The organism is Pseudomonas sp. Sample_16, from assembly GCF_004307665.1.
Taxonomy (GTDB): domain Bacteria; phylum Pseudomonadota; class Gammaproteobacteria; order Pseudomonadales; family Pseudomonadaceae; genus Aquipseudomonas.
In genome coordinates, this window is sequence record NZ_RCOB01000214.1 from 1 (window position 1) to 15,368 (window position 15,368).

Below are 15,368 nucleotides of genomic sequence, written 5' to 3' on the forward strand. Positions count from 1 at the left end.
CGTCTTGCTTGTCGGCCTTGTTGATCGGGTACAGCACACGGAAACCGGCATAACCGAGTTGCTCAGTGGCTTTGGGATCAAACTTGAGGTCGCCGAAATCGAACCGGGTTGGATCGTATTTGATCTCTTCGACGGTGTTCGCCGTGATTTCGTTGATTTTCACCGGCGTGTCGAAATGCATGCCCTGGTGATAGAACGACAGCTTGAACGGGGTTTTCTGGTCCGCCCACTCGGCCTTTTCAGTCAGGAACCGAATTTTCTGATAGTCCGCGAATTTCATTTCGCGGAATTCGTTTGGCAGGTTACTGCGCGGCGCTTCGTACTTCTGTCCGGCCAGCTCTTTTGCCTTGACCGATACATCATCCAGATTGAATGCCCAAAGCTGACCGGCGCTGAACAGGCAGAGCAGTGCCGAGCCCGCTACCAGAGCGCTACGTAACCGTTTGGCAGACAATTTTGGTGCGTTACAGGGACTAACAATCACGAGCAACCCTCGCCGAAAACAGATCAAAAAACCAACGGCCAGTTAAAGGGTCTGTACGGTATCCGGTACATGAAAACCGGTCCTGCAGACCACTCTTGCCAAGTTGGCGAGCATTGTTCCGACTCCGCTGGGGCAAAATGATTCCCCAATCGGATCCAGACAAGTCTCTACCTAAGTCAAAATGGACCAACGAACGCTGATCCCCGTAGCGCGCGATTATCTAGCAGGCCGCGTTACAACGCATCAGGGGTAACAAAGTATTTATTGGGAAAAACACCTGTTTTCAGCCGAAATGCGCTTAAAAAGATGTTTCAAGCGCTTTCAGGTCTGTAACAGGAAGGTGACCGGGCCATCATTGACCAGGTGCACCTGCATATCCGCGCCGAATCTACCTGATGCCACAGTGCCATGCACCTGTTTCGCTTTGCCCAATAGATAGTCGAAAAGCTCCTCGCCCAGGGCCGGAGGGGCGGCGGTCGAGAAACTCGGGCGCAACCCGCTCTTCGTATCGGCGGCCAGGGTGAACTGCGAGACCAGCAGCAACCCGCCGCCCACGTCCGCCAGGGACAGATTCATCTTGCCCTCGGCGTCGCTGAACACCCGATAGTTAAGCAGCTTATTGAGAAGTTTGTCGGCGCTGGCTCGCGTGTCGTCGGGCTCGACGGCCACCAGCACCAGCAAACCCTGATCGATTGCACCGACCACTTCCCCCGCTACCTCGACTCGCGCGCCTCGCACGCGTTGCAGCAAGCCCTTCATGCTTCGTCAGGGGTCAGATCGAGCAGGCGTCGTGCCATCTGATCAGCGGCACGCACCAAAGCGTCGGTGATGCCCGGTTCGGAAGCGGCGTGCCCGGCGTCGCGGATGACTTGCAGCTCACTGTTCGGCCAGGCCTGGTGCAGCTCCCAGGCGTTGTCCAACGGACAGATCACGTCATAACGGCCATGGACGATCACGCCGGGCAAGTGGGCAATCTTGCCCATGTCGCGAATCAGTTGATCCGGTTCAAGGAACGCGTTGTTGGTGAAGTAGTGGCATTCGATCCGGGCAATGGACAGCGCGCGCTGAGGCTCGGAGAAACGGTCGACCACCAGCGGGTTCGGCCGCAGGGTGGCGGTCCGGCCTTCCCAGAGTGACCAGGCCTTGGCCGCATGCATCTGGGCAATCTGATCATTGCCGGTCAGGCGCTTGTGGAAAGCACTGAGCAGGTCGTCGCGCTCGTCCAGCGGAATCGGCGCCAGGTAGTCCTGCCAGTAGTCCGGGAACAGACGGCTGGCACCGGCCTGATAGAACCACTCGATTTCCTGCGGACGGCAGAGAAAGATCCCGCGCAGGATCAGACCGTGCACCCGCTCTGGATGGGTTTGCGCGTAGGCCAGCGCCAGGGTCGAGCCCCAGGAGCCACCGAACAGCACCCATTTGTCGATACCCAGGTGTTTGCGGATGCGCTCGAGGTCGGCGACCAGATCCCAGGTGGTGTTGTTTTCCAGGCTCGCGTGGGGTGTGGAGCGACCGCAACCGCGTTGATCGAAAGTGACAATGCGATACAGGTTCGGATCGAAATAGCGGCGGCTCTGGGCATCACACCCGGCCCCGGGGCCGCCGTGAATGAACACTACCGGCAAACCTTCCGGCGAACCGCTCTCGTCGACATACAGCGTGTGAGTCGCGTCGACGGCCAGATCGTGCCGGGCGTGGGGTTTGATCTGCGGGTACAAAGTCTGCATTGCGCGCTCCGTAAGGGGTCGAGGTCATCCCTGGGGGGACTTCTATTATTCTGCCGTTGGGCATCATAAACCCGATTTACGTCAATGAGCATGCCCTTGCAGGGTCAGAGTTTGTCCGCGAGATAACGGAGCAGCGTTTCGTACAACGCATCCACCTCTACAGCCTGCCCCCGCGCCCGTAAACAACCATGAACCAGGCCCTCGCCGTAATACAGCGTCGCGCTCACGCCGGCGCTGTTCAGTCGCTCGGCGTAAAGCATACCGTCATCGCGCAGCGGATCGAACTGCGCCACCGCAATCAATGCCGGCGGCAGGCCGCTGAAATTGCCGGCCAGTAGCGGCATCGCACAGGCACCCGGCTTCGCTGTGCCACCCAGGTACAACGCGTGGTAGCAATCGACATCGCTGCTGCTCAGCAACGGAGCATCAACGCATTCACTGCGAGACGCCAATTGCTGATCGCCACCCAGCCCCGGATAGATCAACACCTGCGCCGCCGGCAAGGGTTCACCCGCATCGCGCAATGCCAGGCACAGGGCGGCCGCGAGATTGCCGCCGGCGCTGTCGCCAGCCACCAGCGTGCGAGCGCGATCCAGTTGAAACGGCCCAGTGCGCAGTGCGCGCCAGACTTTCAGGCAATCGTCGAAGGCCGCGGGAAACGGATGCTCCGGCGCCAGACGGTAATCGACAGCGATCACCAACACGTTAAGCGTCGAGGCCAGTTCGGCGCAGATGAAGTCGTGGGAATCCAGGTCCCCCACCACCCAGCCGCCGCCATGCAGGTAGACGATGCACGGCATGCCAGCAGCAGAAGGTGAAACCGGCGGCTGATACGAACGAACGGCAACCCCCGCCAATTCGAAATCGACCACGTACAACCCTGCCGGACGCGGCGGCGTGAATGCCCGACACATCTCGCTGTAGGCCTGACGCAATCCGCTCAGGCTGCTTTCGGTGCTGTTGAAACTCAGGGTTTTGTCGACGAACGCCGAAAGCTGTTCTGATAAAGGATAGGTCGTCATCAGTTTTTCAGGCTGGCCTGAACCGTGGCTACGCCGTCCTTGCCATCGAAACTGTTGACACCGGCCAGCCAGCGCTCAAGATCTTCCGGGTGCTCGCGCAGCCATTTTCTGGCGACGTCTTGGGGCGTCTGGCGCTCCATGATCGGCACCATCAACTGGCTTTCCTGGGCGGCGGTGAAGGTCAGGTTTTCCAGCAGGCGATTGACGTTCGGGCAACGCTGGGCGTAATCGGGAGCGGTCACGGTCGAAACGGTCGCGGCGCCTTCGTTCGGGCCGTAGACGTCTTCGCTGCCGGTCAGGTAGGTGATGTTCATGTTGATGTTCATCGGGTGCGGAGTCCAGCCGACGAAGACCACGAACTCCTTGCGATTCACCGCACGCTGAACGGCGGCGAGCATACCGGCCTCACCGGATTCGATCAGCTTGAAGTCCTTGAGACCAAAGTGATTGGTTTCAATCATGGTCTTGATCGTGGTGTTGGCGCCACTGCCCGGTTCGATGCCGTAGATCTTGCCACCAAGCTGATCCTTGAACCTGGCAATGTCGGCGAAGGTTTTCAGGCCCGCTGCGGCAACGTAGTCAGGAACGGCGAGCGTGGCCTGGGCATCGGCCAGGCTTGGTTTGTCCATGACCTTGACTTGATTGGCGGCCAGGAACGGCGCGATGTTTTTATCCATCGCCGGTTTCCAGTAACCGAGGAAGATGTCCAGGCGCTTGTCGCGAATCCCGGCGAAAATGATTTGCTGCACGGCGCTCGTCTGCTTGCTTTCGTAACCAAGACCATTGAGCAACACGTCGGCCATGCCGCTGGTGGCGATCACGTCCGTCCAGTTGACCACGCCCATGCGCACGGTTTTGCAGGAGGCGTCGTCCGCCGCCATGGCGCCGGCACTCAACAGCGCGGAACCGCAGAAGATTGAGAGACAGCGGGTAAACAGTCTTTTCATCAGGATGATCTCGTGCGGCAGCGGATTATTGTCGGGCCGGTGTCTTTGTGCACCGTGGTCGAAACATTACGCAGCAGACGAGCGCTAAAAGCGAACTGTGGCGACCGAGATTTGCACGGAGGCGACTGTCTCGATCAATCGTTCCCACGCTTTGCGTGGTAATGCAGCCAGGGAGGGATTCCCACGCGGAGCGTGGGAACGATCAGTCACCGGTAGTGTTGCTCGCCCCATGCGAGCAAGCCTTGCAGCAGTTCCTTCAACACCATCCGCGTCGGCTCTGCCAGATCCGCTCGATAGCGGAACGGCTCGAATTCTTCCATGTACGTGCACTGGCCCAACTCCAGTTGCACGGCATGGATGTTTTCGGCTGGATTACCGTAGTGTCGGGTGATGTGACCGCCCTTGAAGCGACCGTTAAGCACATGGCTGTAGTCGCCGTGGCGCGCGCAGATGGCTTCCAGCTGACCGGCCAATTGCGGGTCACAACTGGCGCCGTTGAAAGTACCGAGGTTGAAGTCCGGCAACTTGCCGTCGAACAGGTGCGGGATGATCGAGCGGATCGAATGTGCATCGAACAGCAGCGCGTAACCGAACTCGGCTTTGAGGCGCGCCAGCTCGTTTTGCAAGGTGCTGTGATATGGCGTCCAGATCTGCTGCAGATACGTCGCACGTTCCTCTTTCGAAGGTTCCATGCCCTCACGGAACAATGGAATGCCATCGAACAGCGTCGCCGGATACAGGCCGGTGGTAGCGCCGACGTATAAAGGTTTGTCGTCGGACGGCCGGTTGAGGTCGATGACGAAACGCGAATACTCGGCGGCCAGGGTGCTGGCACCCAGCTCGGCGGCGAAATCGTAAAGCTGCGGGATGTGCCAGTCGGTGTCCGGCAGGCTTTTCGCGTCGGGTATCAGCCCGGCTTCGACTGCAGGCGTCAGGCGAACACCGGCGTGGGGCATGCTGATCAGCAGCGGTACGCGGCCTTGTTTGAAGTTCAGAACCTTATCCACAACTGCTCTCCTACAGACTCGTTTCGACGCCGTGACGCACGACGCGTTTTTCCAGGTCGCCGCCCAGCCAGTAACACAGGTCGGCCGGACGATCGATTTGCCAGGCGACGAAATCCGCGACCTTGCCGGCCTCCAGTGAGCCGTGGGTGTCGGCCATGCCCAAGGCAGTGGCGGCATGAAGGGTCGCGCCGGCCAGGGCCTCTTCCGGGGTCATGCGGAAACAGGTACACGCCATGTTCAGCATCAGGCGTAGCGACAGTCCCGGCGATGTGCCCGGATTGAGGTCGCTGGCGATGGCGATTTTTACCCCGTGTTTGCGCAGGGCATCCATCGGCGGCAATTGGGTTTCGCGCAGGAAGTAAAAGGCTCCGGGCAGCAGCACGGCGACCGTGCCGGCCTCGGCCATGGCGATGGCGTCGTCTTCGGTCATGAATTCCAGGTGATCGGCGGACAATGCGTGGTAACGCGCGGCCAGACTCGAACCGTGCAACGACGACAATTGCTCGGCGTGCAGTTTCACTGGTAAACCCAATTCCCGGGCAGTGATGAAAACACGCTCGACCTGCGCCGGCGAGAACGCCAGGTATTCACAGAACGCGTCCACCGCGTCCACCAACCCTTCGGCGGCCAGGGCCGGGAGCATTTCTGCGCAGATGTGCTCGATGTAGTCGTCAGCACGATCCTTGTATTCCGGTGGCAAGGCGTGCGCCGCCAGGCAGGTGCTGCGCACGCTGACCGGCAGTTCGGCACCGAGACGACGGGCCACGCGCAACATCTTGCGTTCGTTGGCCAGGTCCAGGCCGTAGCCGGATTTGATTTCAATGCTGGTGACACCATCACGCATCAGGCTTTTCAGACGCTTGGCGGCACTGGCGAACAGTTCATCTTCGCTGGCAGCACGGGTGGCGCGCACGGTGCTGGCGATTCCACCCCCGGCTGCGGCGATTTCCGCGTAGCTGACGCCTTGCAGCCGCTGCTCGAATTCACCGCTGCGGTTGCCGCCGAACACTGTATGCGTGTGGCAGTCAATCAGGCCCGGCGTGACCCAGGCCCCTTTCAAATCGTTGACCGCCGGGTATTCGCCCGCCGGCAGTTCGGCGCGAGGGCCGATCCACTCGATGAGTGCATCGGACGTCACGATGGCGGCGTCCTCGATGATCGAGTAAACGCCCTGCGCCATGGTTGCGACGTGGCAGTGTTGCCAGAGGGTTTTCATCCCGAGTTCCTCGTCTTTGATCGTTCCCATGCTCCGCGTGGGAATGCCTCAAGGGACGCTCTGCGTCCAGTGACGCGGAGCGTCACGGGCTGCATTCCCACGCAGAGCGTGGGAACGATCGGTGGGTGGGGTTAGAGGCTAGGCAGCAATTTCGCCGACACCAATTCGCTCAGGCAACGCGAAGCCAACAACTCGGTCGCCGCATTGATATCCGGTGCAAAGAAGCGGTCCTTCTCATAGAACGGCACTTCCTTGCGCAGAATCGCCCGAGCCTGCTCCAGCTTCGGCGAGGTCTTCAGACCATTGCGCAGGTCCAGCCCCTGAACCGCTGCCAGCCATTCCACCGCGAGAATCCCGCGAGTGTTCTCGGCCATTTCCCACAGGCGCTTGCCGGCTGCCGGAGCCATGGACACGTGGTCTTCCTGGTTGGCGGAGGTCGGCAGGCTGTCCACCGAATGCGGATGGGACAGCGCCTTGTTCTCGCTGGCCAGTGCCGCGGCGGTCACCTGGGCGATCATGAAACCGGAGTTCACACCACCGTTGGCCACCAGGAACGGCGGCAATTGCGACATGTGCTTGTCCATCATCAGCGAGATACGGCGCTCGCTCAGGGAGCCGATTTCCGCAATGGCCAAAGCCATGTTGTCGGCGGCCATGGCCACCGGCTCGGCGTGGAAGTTGCCACCGGAAATCACGTCGCCTTCAGCAGCGAATACCAGCGGGTTGTCCGACACAGCGTTGGCTTCGACGGCCAGCACTTCGGCCGCCTGACGGAATTGGGTCAGGCAGGCGCCCATGACCTGTGGCTGGCAACGCAAGGAGTAAGGGTCTTGAACCTTCTCGCAGTTTTCATGGGAGTCGGAGACTTCGCTGCGCTCACCCAGCAGGTCGCGATACGCGGCGGCGGCGTCGATCTGGCCTTTCTGGCCACGGGCCGCGTGGATGCGTGCGTCGAACGGCGAGCGCGAGCCCAAAACCGCCTCAACGGTCAGGCCGCCCAGCGCCAGGGCACCGGCGAACAGGTCTTCACCCTCGAACAGGCCACGCAAGGCAAACGCAGTGGACACTTGGGTGCCATTGAGCAGTGCCAAACCTTCTTTCGCCGCCAGGGTCAGCGGGGTCAAGCCGGCGACTTTCAGCGCTTCGGTAGCTTCCATCCACTCGCCCTTGTAGCGCGCCTTGCCTTCGCCCAGCAGCACCAGCGACATGTGGGCCAATGGCGCCAGGTCACCGGATGCACCGACCGAACCTTTCAATGGAATGTGCGGGTAAACCTCGGCGTTGATCAGCGCGATCAGCGCGTCGATCACCACCCGGCGGATGCCGGAGAAACCACGGCTGAGGCTGTTGACCTTGAGCACCATGATCAGTCGGACCAGGTCGTCGCTGATCGGTTGGCCGACACCCGCGGCGTGCGATAACACCAGCGAACGCTGGAGGTTTTCCAGGTCTTCACTGGCGATGCGGGTCGAAGCCAGCAGGCCGAAACCGGTGTTGATGCCGTAGGCCGTGCGGTTTTCGGCGAGGATCTGCTCCACGCAGGCAACACTGGCTTCGATCTGCCTTGATGCGCTGTTGTCGAGGGTCAGTTGCACCGGTTGCTGATAGACATCACGCAGTTGAGCGAGCGTCAGTTGGCCAGGGATCAAATTAAGCGCAGTCACATTCATTCTCCTTTTGAGAGTTTTTATTAACTAACCAGACGCTCCGGAGATGTCCGTTGTCCGTCGCTTCCCACCTTTTGGGGGGCTGGCGCCTTGGCACGCTGGCTTATGTTGAAATCAGTTGAGGTTCGGTAAAGCCTTGTGCAACAAATTCGGTTCTTTCAGTACAGCAGCAGCGGCGGCAATGTCCGGCGCCAGCCAACGATCCTGATCGTAGGCTGGCACACGTTCACGCAGCAGACGCCAGGCGGCATCGGTACCAGCGCCGAAGCGTTGTTCCTTGAGGAATTCGAATGCCTGGGCCGCCAACAGGTACTCGATGGCGAGGATCTGCGTGCAGTTTTCCAGCGCGCGATGCAGTTTCAGCGCGGCGTTGGTGCCCAGGCTCAGGTGATCTTCCTGCAGGCCCGAGGTCACGTAGTTGTCCAGCACCGCGGGTTGCGCCAGTTGGCGGTTTTCCGCACACAGCGAAGCGGCGACGTATTGCACGATCATCATTCCGGAGTTCACCCCCGGATTGGCCACCAGAAACGCCGGCAGACCACTGACGTGCGGGTTGATCAAACGATCCAGGCGACGCTCGGCGATGGAGCCGATTTCCGCCATGGCGATGGCCAGCAGATCCGCCGCCAGTGCCACGGACTGGCCGTGCGGGTTGGCTTGGGACATGACGCGGAAGTTGTCCGGCGTACCCAACAGCAGCGGGTTATCGGTGCAGCCGTTGAGTTCGATTTCAATCTGTTTGATCGCATGCTCGAGTTGATCGCGAGCGGCGCCATGCACTTGGGGAATCGAGCGGATGCTCAAGGCATCCTGGGTGCGAATGCCTTTGCTCTGGGCGATCACTTCACTGCCATCGAGCAGCGCGCGCAGGTTGATGCCGACCTGTTGCATACCCGGGTGCGGCTTGAGCGCAATGATCTCGGCATCGAATGCGGCGATCTGGCCACGCTGGGCTTCGAAGCTCATGGCACTGATTACGTCGGCCCACTGCAACAGACGCGTGGCGTCGGCAATTGCCAGGCTGCTGAGGCCGGTCATGCACGGGGTGCCGTTGACCAGGCACAGACCGTCCTTGGCACCGAGCTGGACCGGTTGCAGGCCTTCTTGCGCCAGCGCCTGCTGCGCCGGCACGATTTGCCCGCGATAGCTGACGTTGCCGACGCCCAGCAGCGCAATGCCGATGTGCGCCATGTGGGTCAGGTAGCCAACCGAGCCCTGAGAGGGCACTTGTGGGGTGATACCGCGATTGAGCAGCGCCAGCAGCGCTTCGACGACCCGGCGGTGAATGCCGGATTTTCCCTGGCTGTAATTGCGGATGGCAGCGCAGATGATGGCGCGCGTCTGCTCGTCGGCCAGCGGTGCGCCAACGCCACAGGCATGGCTGAGCAAGGTGTTGCGCGAGAGTTGGCTGAGTTGTTCGTCTTTGAGCGAGACGTTGCACAAGGCGCCCAGGCCGGTGTTCACGCCGTAGGCGCGCTCGCCGCTGGCGACGATGCGCTGGACGATCGCCTGGGCGTTTTCGATGCGGTCCCACACCTGCGCCGACAGCTCGAGCTGTGCGCCATGGCGGGCTACGGCAACCACATCCTGCCAACGCAACGGCGCGTCGGCGATAACGATTTTTTCAGCCTGGGACATCTTCAACCTCGTGCTTACAACCTGAATATTGATGCAACTTCACCGGCCTCATCGCTGGCAAGCCAGCTCCCACAGGGACGGGTCATATTGCCCCTATTGTGTTCACACACCAGAACACTGTGGGAGCTGGCTTGCCAGCGATGGGGCCGGTACAGACACCGCCAGTTTTTAGACCACCGCAGCCCGCCGCTGCACGAACCGGTCGACATATTCATCCGCCGGCGAATGCAGGATCTCTTTCGGCGTGCCGACCTGGATCAGGCGGCCGTCCTTGAGGATCGCGATGCGATTGCCGATGCGTACGGCCTCGTCGAGGTCGTGGGTGATGAAGACGATGGTCTTGTGCAGGGTCTTTTGCAGCTCCAGCAACTGGTCCTGCATCTCGGCGCGGATCAGCGGATCGAGAGCACTGAAGGCTTCGTCCATCAGGATGATGTCGGTGTCGGCCGCCAATGCACGGGCCAGGCCCACGCGCTGACGCATGCCACCCGAGAGCTGATGCGGGTATTTGTTTTCGTAGCCCTTGAGGCCCACGGTGTTGATCCAGTGCAGCGCGCGTTCGTTGCACAGGGCTTTGCTTTCGCCACGGACTTTCAGGCCGTAGGCAACGTTGTCCAGCACGCTCTTGTGCGGCAACAGGCCGAAGCTCTGGAACACCATGCTGATCTTGCGCCGGCGAAATTCGCGCAGGGCTTCCATGTCGTATTGCAGGATGTCCACACCGTCCACCAGGATCGCACCGCTGGTCGGGTCGATCAGGCGATTGAAGTGGCGCACCAGCGTCGACTTGCCGGAGCCCGACAAGCCCATGATCACGAAAATCTCGCCGCTGCCGATGCTCAAGGACAGATCGTTGACCCCGACCACGCAGCCGGTTTCGGCCAGCACCTGTTCTTTGGTCTTGCCCTGGCCGACCATGGCCAGCGCGTCTTTGGAACGGTTGCCGAAAATCTTGAAGACGTTTTTGACTTCGATCTTGCTCACGGTTGCGTTGTTCATTTGCTCACCTCATGCCGTGCGCGACCGTACGCCTGTGTAATGCGGTCGATCACCACAGCCAGAATCACGATCGCCAGACCGGCTTCAAGGCCACGTCCGACGTTGAGGGTCTGAATCCCCACCAGCACGTCTTCACCCAAACCACGGGCACCGATCATCGAGGCGATCACCACCATCGACAGGGCCATCATGGTTGTCTGGTTGATACCCGCCATGATGCTCGGCAGGGCCAGCGGCAGTTGCACGCCGAACAGTTGCTGCCAGCGGTTGGCGCCGAAGGCATTGATCGCTTCCATCACTTCGCCGTCGACCTGGCGAATGCCCAGGTCAGTCAGGCGGATCAGCGGCGGCGCGGCGTAGATCACCGTGGCGAAAATCGCCGGGACCTTGCCCAGACCGAACAGCATCAATACCGGGATCAAGTACACGAAGCTCGGCATCGTCTGCATGATGTCCAGCAGCGGCATCAGCACCGAACGCAGGCGATTGCTGCGCGCCGACAGGATGCCCAGCGGAATGCCGATCAGCACCGATATGACCGTCGCCACCATCATCAGCGCCAGGGTCTGCATCAGTTTGTCCCAGAGGCCGACCGCGCCCACCAGGAACAGCAGGCCGACAATGACGGCAGTGGTCACGACTTTACGGGTCGCATGCCAGGCAACGCCCGCGACGATCGCCAGCATCAGCCACCATGGCGCGGCACGCAGCAGGCCTTCGAGATTGACGATGGCCCACAGCAGCGTATCGGAGATGCTGCGGAACACGTCGCCGTAGTTGGTCACCAGCGAATCGACCCAACCGTTGACCCAGTCGGCGATGGAAAAGGTAAAGCTTTCGGGAAACATAAGAGACTCTCAATCAAGGGGTTGCGATCAAGCGTCCGACTGCCGTTGCCGACAGCCGGAGAAACTCGACCTACAAGGCCGCGTCGATTTTCTTGGCAGCGTCTTCGCTCACCCATGCGTGCCAGACTTCAGGATGTTCCTTCAGGAAGATCTTCGCCAGTTTTGGCGACTCGATGCGCTCCTTGCTCATGCGCCCCAGGTTCTGGTTCAGCAGGTCGATCGGCAGGTTGACCTTTTCCAGCACGGCCACCAATTCCGGGGCTTCGTCGTGGAAGGTCTTGGACAGGCCGACCTTGATGGTCACGGTCTTGTCCACGCCCGGCTTTTCTTCCAGTTTGACCACGTCCACCTGGCCCATCAGCGGGGTCGGCGACCAGTAGTAGAACAGGATCGGCTCGCCACGCTTGTAGCTCGACAGCACGGCGGCATCCAGCGCCGGGCCGGTGCCTGGGCGGAAGTTGGTGTAGCTGCTTTCCAGGCCGTAGCTTTTCAGCATCTCACTGTTGTCGAGCTCACAGGTCCAGCCAGCCGGGCAGTTGTAGAAACGGCCCTTGGATGGTTCTTCGGCGTCCTTGAACACGGCGGAATATTTGCCCAGATCGGCAATGGTTTTCAGGTCAGGTGCTTTAGGTTCCAGCTTGCGCTTGGCGTCGCCTTCGATCACGTAGCGCGGCACGTACCAGCCTTCGACCGCACCGACCACCGGCGCGCCGACACCGACGACCTTGCCGGCCTTCTCGGCTTTGTTCCAGACTTCGCTGCGGCCAACCCACTCTTCGGCAAACACCTGGATGTCGTTGCTGCTCAGGGCGTTTTCCATGGTGATGGAGTTGCCCGGCAGGCTGTCGGTCTTGCAGTCGTAGCCTTTCTCCAGCACGACTTGCATCACGTCGGTCAGGAGCATGGCGCTTTCCCAGTTCAGGCCGGCGAATTTCACCGGTTTGCCCGACTCGCACCAACCCGCCGCCTGAGTGGCGCCAGCGCTGGCCAGCAGGCCCATGGAAAGCAATGCGGTCAGCAGGGTCTTGTTCGATTTCATTGTTGTGACGCTCCTAATCATGAATGGGCTTACGGCAGTCAAGAGGCATCCAGCCCTGTCCACGTCCAGTCAGGCCTGCGCCGCAGCGCGACCGGCCCCGATTGTTTTGGTTTGTACAACGCTGTCCTGCTCGACCGGCAGAATCAGGTGATCGGGTACGCTGCCATGCCACTTTTTCGCACACACGTAATACACGGCTGCGGGCAGCACCAGACCGATGATCCAGGAAATATCCACATCACCCAGAGCAGCCACCAGTGGGCCGGTGTAGAACTTGGTGGCGATGAACGGCAGCTGCACCAGCACACCGAAAACATAGACGCTGATACCGAGGGCGTTCCAACGGCCGTAGCGCCCGTTCGGATCGGCCAGCGCCGGCACGTCGTAGCGCTCGCGGGTGATGCAGTAGTAGTCCACCAGATTGATCGCGCTCCATGGCGTGAAGAACGCCAGCAGGAACAGGATGAAGGACTTGAACGCACCGAGGAACGAGTGCTGGCCGAGCAACGCCATCAGGGTCGCGGCACCGACGATGGCCAGTACGAAGACCAGACGCTGCAGGCGCGTGACCTTCAGTTCGCCACGGAAACCGCTGATGATGGTCGCGATGCACATGAAGCTGCCGTAGGAGTTCAGTGTGGAAATGGTGACCTTGCCGAACGCGATGCTGAAGTACAGCAGCGCAGCGGTGGCACCGGTACCGCCCAGCCCCACGATGTAGGCCACTTCGTGACCGGCGAATTGGCCGTTGGCCGAAGCCGCGGCAAATACGCCGAGAACCATTGCCACCTGGGCACCAATGACCGAACCCGCACCGGCGGCAAAAAAGGTTTTCACCGAGGAAACCTTGCTTGGCAGGTAGCGCGAATAGTCAGCCACGTAGGGGCCGAAGGCGATTTGCCAGGACGCCGCGAGCGACACCGCGAGCAAGAAGCTGCTCCAGCTGAAGTGGCGGATTTGCAACAGGGCGCCAACGTCAACCTGGCTCACCAGACGGCTGAACAGATAAACAAAGGCAATCACGCCAATGACACTGGCGACGCGACCGATCCAATGGATCACCCGATAACCGAGCACCGTGACCAGCACGATGACACTGGCGAAAAGGAGGATACCGACGGTGTCGCTGACCCCAAACAACTGGCCCAGCGCCTGGCCGGATAACACGGTTCCCGTTGCGGTGAACCCCAGGTACATCAGGCACACCAGCACGATCGGGATGGCCGCACCGTAGACCCCGAACTGTACCCGGCTCGAGATCATCTGCGGCAAGCCAAGCTTCGGACCTTGCGCGGCATGCAGCGCCATCACGCCGCCACCGAGCACTTGACCGATCAACAGCCCGATCAACGACCAGAACACGTCACCGCCCAGCACCACGGCCAAGGCTCCGGTAACAATCGCGGTGATTTGCAGGTTGGCCCCCATCCACAGGGTGAACTGGCTGAACAGACGACCGTGTCTTTCCGCTTCCGGGATGTAGTCGATCGAACGTTTCTCGATCAACGGTTTGCTGCCTGCACGTTCGCTGTTAACAGCCATGGTTCAACCTCTGTGGATTGTTATTGGAATTCATTCGGTCCCTGTAGGAGCTGAGCTTGCTCGCGATGGCGGTGTATCTGATGCACCACGTTATCGTTCATCGCGAGCAAGCGTTGCTCCTACGGGCAAGCGTTACTTGCCGGTAATCATCGGCAGGTTCAGCCCTTGTTCCTTGGCGCAATCGATGGCGATCTGGTAACCGGCATCGGCGTGACGCATGACGCCAGTGGCCGGGTCGTTGTGCAGCACGCGTGCGATACGCTCGGCCGCTTCATCAGTACCGTCGCAGACAATCACCATGCCCGAATGCTGGGAGAAGCCCATGCCGACGCCGCCGCCGTGGTGCAGCGAAACCCAGGTCGCGCCGCTCGCGGTGTTGAGCAAGGCGTTGAGCAGCGGCCAGTCGGACACGGCGTCGGAGCCGTCCTGCATCGATTCGGTTTCGCGGTTCGGGCTGGCGACCGAACCGGAGTCCAGGTGGTCGCGACCGATCACGATCGGTGCCGACAGCTCGCCGCTGCGCACCATTTCGTTGAACGCCAGACCGAGCTTGGCGCGCAGGCCCAGGCCAACCCAGCAGATACGCGCTGGGAGCCCCTGGAAGCTGATGCGCTCGCGGGCCATGTCCAGCCAGTTGTGCAGGTGAGCGTCGTCCGGGATCAGTTCTTTTACTTTGGCGTCGGTCTTGTAGATGTCTTCAGCGTTGCCCGACAGCGCAGCCCAGCGGAACGGGCCGATGCCGCGGCAGAACAGCGGACGGATGTAGGCCGGTACGAAGCCCGGGAAGTCGAATGCGTTTTCCACGCCTTCTTCCTGCGCCATCTGACGGATGTTGTTGCCATAGTCGAAGGTCGGCACGCCCATTTTCTGGAAGTCCAGCATCGCCTTGACGTGTACGGCCATCGATTGCTTGGCGGCTTTGATTACAGCGGCAGGCTCGGTCTTGGCGCGCTCGCGGTATTGATCCCAGGTCCAGCCGGCCGGCAGGTAGCCGTTGAGCGGGTCGTGGGCGCTGGTCTGGTCGGTGACCATGTCCGGACGCACGCCACGCTTGACCAGTTCCGGCAGGATTTCCGCCGCGTTGCCCAGCAGCGCGATGGAGATTGCCTTGCCTTCGGCGGTGTACTTGGCGATACGGGCCAGTGCGTCGTCGAGGTCAGTGGCTTGCTCGTCGACATAACGGCTTTTCAGGCGGAAATCGATGCTGACCTGCTGGCATTCGATGTTCAGCG

Annotated in this window: 14 protein-coding genes; all 14 read right to left on the reverse strand. The window is 60.9% G+C overall.

Features of this window, described 5'->3' with window-relative positions:
• A partial coding sequence (locus D8U69_RS27945; protein ID WP_177434604.1) for a glucan biosynthesis protein occupies nucleotides 1-484 on the reverse strand: 484 nt, incomplete at its 3' end.
• Between the two features lie 321 nt (nucleotides 485-805).
• Nucleotides 806-1,243 (reverse strand): D-aminoacyl-tRNA deacylase, encoded by a 438-nt coding sequence (dtd, locus tag D8U69_RS27950; protein WP_056852236.1) that lies wholly within the window; start codon nucleotides 1,241-1,243, stop codon nucleotides 806-808.
• On the reverse strand, nucleotides 1,240-2,211 hold the full coding sequence (pip, locus tag D8U69_RS27955) for a prolyl aminopeptidase (protein WP_056852235.1): 972 nt from the start codon (nucleotides 2,209-2,211) through the stop codon (nucleotides 1,240-1,242). The genes dtd and pip overlap by 4 nt, the downstream gene beginning before the upstream one ends.
• Before the next feature lie 104 nt (nucleotides 2,212-2,315).
• Nucleotides 2,316-3,233, reverse strand: a complete 918-nt coding sequence (locus D8U69_RS27960) for an alpha/beta hydrolase (RefSeq protein ID WP_056852234.1) — start codon at nucleotides 3,231-3,233, stop codon at nucleotides 2,316-2,318.
• Nucleotides 3,233-4,180, reverse strand: a complete 948-nt coding sequence (locus tag D8U69_RS27965; RefSeq protein WP_130908579.1) for a choline ABC transporter substrate-binding protein — start codon at nucleotides 4,178-4,180, stop codon at nucleotides 3,233-3,235. Before D8U69_RS27965 ends, D8U69_RS27960 begins: the two co-directional genes overlap by 1 nt.
• 206 nt (nucleotides 4,181-4,386) lie before the next feature.
• Nucleotides 4,387-5,187, reverse strand: coding sequence for an N-formylglutamate deformylase (gene hutG, locus D8U69_RS27970; RefSeq protein ID WP_130908580.1), 801 nt, complete (start codon nucleotides 5,185-5,187; stop codon nucleotides 4,387-4,389).
• A gap of 10 nt (nucleotides 5,188-5,197) precedes the next feature.
• The gene (gene hutI, locus D8U69_RS27975) at nucleotides 5,198-6,403 is read right to left on the reverse strand and encodes an imidazolonepropionase (RefSeq protein ID WP_130908581.1); all 1,206 of its coding nucleotides are present in this window, start codon (nucleotides 6,401-6,403) and stop codon (nucleotides 5,198-5,200) included.
• A gap of 131 nt (nucleotides 6,404-6,534) precedes the next feature.
• Nucleotides 6,535-8,073, reverse strand: a complete 1,539-nt coding sequence (gene hutH, locus D8U69_RS27980; RefSeq protein ID WP_130908582.1) for a histidine ammonia-lyase — start codon at nucleotides 8,071-8,073, stop codon at nucleotides 6,535-6,537.
• Nucleotides 8,074-8,184: 111 nt separating this feature from the next.
• A complete protein-coding gene (gene hutH / locus D8U69_RS27985) occupies nucleotides 8,185-9,708 on the reverse strand; it encodes a histidine ammonia-lyase (RefSeq protein ID WP_056852230.1) in 1,524 nt (507 codons plus the stop codon).
• Between the two features lie 168 nt (nucleotides 9,709-9,876).
• On the reverse strand, nucleotides 9,877-10,707 hold the full coding sequence (locus D8U69_RS27990; protein WP_056852229.1) for a glycine betaine/L-proline ABC transporter ATP-binding protein: 831 nt from the start codon (nucleotides 10,705-10,707) through the stop codon (nucleotides 9,877-9,879).
• Nucleotides 10,704-11,555: a proline/glycine betaine ABC transporter permease gene (locus D8U69_RS27995; protein ID WP_008058061.1), complete on the reverse strand. Its 852-nt coding sequence runs from the start codon at nucleotides 11,553-11,555 to the stop codon at nucleotides 10,704-10,706. Before D8U69_RS27995 ends, D8U69_RS27990 begins: the two co-directional genes overlap by 4 nt.
• A gap of 70 nt (nucleotides 11,556-11,625) precedes the next feature.
• Nucleotides 11,626-12,594: an ABC transporter substrate-binding protein gene (locus D8U69_RS28000; RefSeq protein ID WP_130908583.1), complete on the reverse strand. Its 969-nt coding sequence runs from the start codon at nucleotides 12,592-12,594 to the stop codon at nucleotides 11,626-11,628.
• Between the two features lie 69 nt (nucleotides 12,595-12,663).
• Nucleotides 12,664-14,136, reverse strand: a complete 1,473-nt coding sequence (locus D8U69_RS28005) for a cytosine permease (protein ID WP_056852227.1) — start codon at nucleotides 14,134-14,136, stop codon at nucleotides 12,664-12,666.
• Nucleotides 14,137-14,268: 132 nt separating this feature from the next.
• A partial coding sequence (gene hutU / locus D8U69_RS28010) for a urocanate hydratase (protein WP_130908584.1) occupies nucleotides 14,269-15,368 on the reverse strand: 1,100 nt, incomplete at its 5' end.

Excerpts from the sequence above, each read along its gene's own strand:
- pip (WP_056852235.1), bottom strand. The coding sequence starts at position 2,211 with ATGCAGACTTTGTACCCGCAGATCAAACCCCACGCCCGGCACGATCTG.
- dtd (WP_056852236.1), bottom strand. The coding sequence starts at position 1,243 with ATGAAGGGCTTGCTGCAACGCGTGCGAGGCGCGCGAGTCGAGGTAGCG.
- hutI (WP_130908581.1), bottom strand. The coding sequence starts at position 6,403 with ATGAAAACCCTCTGGCAACACTGCCACGTCGCAACCATGGCGCAGGGC.
- D8U69_RS27995 (WP_008058061.1), bottom strand. The coding sequence starts at position 11,555 with ATGTTTCCCGAAAGCTTTACCTTTTCCATCGCCGACTGGGTCAACGGT.
- D8U69_RS27990 (WP_056852229.1), bottom strand. The coding sequence starts at position 10,707 with ATGAACAACGCAACCGTGAGCAAGATCGAAGTCAAAAACGTCTTCAAG.
- D8U69_RS27960 (WP_056852234.1), bottom strand. The coding sequence starts at position 3,233 with ATGACGACCTATCCTTTATCAGAACAGCTTTCGGCGTTCGTCGACAAA.
- hutH (WP_130908582.1), bottom strand. The coding sequence starts at position 8,073 with ATGAATGTGACTGCGCTTAATTTGATCCCTGGCCAACTGACGCTCGCT.
- hutH (WP_056852230.1), bottom strand. The coding sequence starts at position 9,708 with ATGTCCCAGGCTGAAAAAATCGTTATCGCCGACGCGCCGTTGCGTTGG.
- D8U69_RS27965 (WP_130908579.1), bottom strand. The coding sequence starts at position 4,180 with ATGAAAAGACTGTTTACCCGCTGTCTCTCAATCTTCTGCGGTTCCGCG.
- D8U69_RS28000 (WP_130908583.1), bottom strand. The coding sequence starts at position 12,594 with ATGAAATCGAACAAGACCCTGCTGACCGCATTGCTTTCCATGGGCCTG.
- D8U69_RS28005 (WP_056852227.1), bottom strand. The coding sequence starts at position 14,136 with ATGGCTGTTAACAGCGAACGTGCAGGCAGCAAACCGTTGATCGAGAAA.